Raw genomic sequence first — 2,611 nt, forward strand, 5'->3', positions numbered from 1 at the left:
GATCTCTCGGTAAACCATAGTGCAGCCAACAACGCGACAAACAAACCTGAAAGCTCAATATGATTACCAATAAATTCAAATAAACGATCCATTACTCAGTCCACAACAGTAAAACCGGCTAAATTGCCAGATAAAGTAGAAGCTCTGCCCTGAGTAGCGCCAGTAAATCTTGTTTCACTCGCTCTACTCCATAGCCTCACGCAAAAGGAGTCGCATTATACACACGCCCCTCCTGGCACCTCAATAGCTAGAACCTAATGCAGCGAGAACAACTAAACAACGACACACTAATTAATTCTGACACTCTAGGTCGCCAACCGTCCAAAATAACGGTAAAATCCGCGTCACTATTGGAACCTTGTATGAGAGTAATTTCACGAGGTTCACTGCGCGCCGTTTAAAACTTTACATTAGGTAGTACGTTAATATGGGTAAACAGACCACCGCACTAATCATTCTCGATGGCTGGGGCCACCGTGAAGAAACCGATGCAAATGCTATTCGTCAAGCCAGCACACCTTTTTGGGATAAAATTTGGCAAGAGCGTCCTCATAGCCTGATTCAAACCTCTGGCATGGCCGTGGGCCTACCTGATGGGCAAATGGGAAATTCTGAAGTGGGTCATATGAACCTCGGTGCCGGAAGAATCGTCTACCAAAACTACACCCGTATCACCAAGGATATTGACGAAGGAACATTCGAAAATAACGAAGCCATCTGCAAAGCTATAAACAGCGCAGTAGAAAGCGGCAAAGCAATCCATCTTATGGGGTTAATGTCTCCGGGTGGTGTTCACAGTCATATCGACCACATCCAGGCAGCCATTAAAGTAGCGGCAACAAAAGGCGCCAAAGAAGTTTACGTTCACGCATTCCTCGATGGCCGAGATACACCTCCGCGCAGTGCACAGCCCTCTCTAGAAGCTGTGGAAAAGCAACTTTCTGATCTAGGTATTGGTAGAATCGCTAGCATGGTCGGCCGTTACTACGCGATGGATAGAGATAATCGCTGGGATCGTGTAAAACTAGCTTATGACCTTTTAACTGAAGGACAGTCTGATTATCGTTACGAAACGCCTACTCAAGCACTTGAAGCGGCATATCAGCGTGACGAAAACGACGAGTTTGTTTCAGCCACAGCCATTGGAGATGCGAACTCTGGCCAGATCAATGACGGCGATGCGGTTATCTTTATGAACTTCCGAGCAGACAGAGCACGCGAATTAACCCGAAGCTTTGTTGATACAAATTTCGAAGGTTTTGAGAAATCCAAGGCACCTAAGCTTGCCGACTTTGTCATGCTAACGGAATATTCTGCAGACATTGCAACTAGCTGTGCCTACCCTCCAATGGACCTACCCAATTGCTTGGGTGAATACATGGAGACGCTGGATAAAACCCAACTTCGAATTGCTGAAACCGAAAAATATGCCCACGTCACCTTTTTCTTCAGTGGTGGCCGGGAAGCATTATTTAAAGGCGAAACTCGCGAACTCATCCCTTCTCCAGATGTAGCAACCTACGACCTAAAACCTGAAATGAGCGCTCCTGAAGTTACTGACAAGCTGGTCGAAGCGATTAAGAGTCAAGAATATGATTTGATTGTCTGCAACTTTGCTAACGGCGATATGGTTGGCCACACAGGAAAACTCGAAGCCGCTGTCAAAGCAGCAGAATGCCTCGATAGCTGCCTGGAACGTGTGGCAACCGCACTTGAAGAAAGTAAGGCCCAATGTTTGATTACCGCAGACCATGGTAACGCAGAGCAAATGCTTGATCCCAATTCAGGACAGGCACACACCGCTCACACCACATTGCCCGTACCACTGATATATTTAGGTGATAAAGACATTTCACTCAAAGACGGTGGTAAATTAAGCGATATCGCACCCTCCTTGCTCGATTTGATGTCTATCGATATCCCTTCAGAAATGACGGGAATGTCACTAATCGGAAAATAGTCTGCAATAGCCTCAGTGTATAATAATCAATCCTTTAAGAAGAGCACTAGAGTATTCTTATGCTCTTCGTGGATTGTAGGAACCCTCTAATGTCTTGGTCGATTAACTTAATATGCATGCTAGTATTAATTATCAACATGCTCTCAAGGCTCCTCACTAATCGATGAAATACCTTCTGCTTACATTCTGTTTGTTAGCTTCACTCGTAGCAAACCCAAGTCTTGCAGAAGTTTCTCAAGAACACTCTGAGCGTGAACTCGCTCAACTTAAATCCAGCATCACCAAAATCAATCGCTGGCTGAATCGCGCTAATACTGAAAAAACCGGGCTTTCAAAAGCACTGGAGAAGCAAGAAAAAGCTATCAGCAAGCTAAGCAAGTCAATTCGTACCAGCAAAGCAAATATAACGAAGCAAACCAAAGAGCTTAAAAAGCTGGAAAAAGACCACTCTCAACAAACAAAGGCGCTAAAAAAACAGCAGTCGTTCTTAATAAAGCAATTACAACGTGCGTACCTGCACGGGGAACAATCTCAAACCAAACTTCTTTTAAACTCTAATAACCCCCAGGAACTTGCTAAGGATATGCGTTTCTTTGCCTATATTAATGAAGCGCGTAGTGAAAAAATTTCCGAGGTACAAGACATTCTTAA

General features: G+C 44.6%; 2 protein-coding genes. Both read left to right on the forward strand.

Annotated elements, in window-relative coordinates; translation table 11 throughout:
• Nucleotides 1–427 precede the first annotated feature (427 nt).
• Nucleotides 428–1,960, forward strand: a complete 1,533-nt coding sequence (gene gpmI, locus A3757_RS12435; protein ID WP_068553192.1) for a 2,3-bisphosphoglycerate-independent phosphoglycerate mutase — start codon at nt 428–430, stop codon at nt 1,958–1,960.
• A gap of 163 nt (nt 1,961–2,123) precedes the next feature.
• Nucleotides 2,124–2,611, forward strand: a 488-nt coding sequence (locus A3757_RS12440; RefSeq protein ID WP_197470024.1) for a murein hydrolase activator EnvC, incomplete at its 3' end; no start/stop codon positions are given.

The sequence above is a fragment of the Oleiphilus sp. HI0117 genome, assembly GCF_001635235.1.

Excerpts from the sequence above, each read along its gene's own strand:
- gpmI (WP_068553192.1), top strand. The coding sequence starts at position 428 with ATGGGTAAACAGACCACCGCACTAATCATTCTCGATGGCTGGGGCCAC.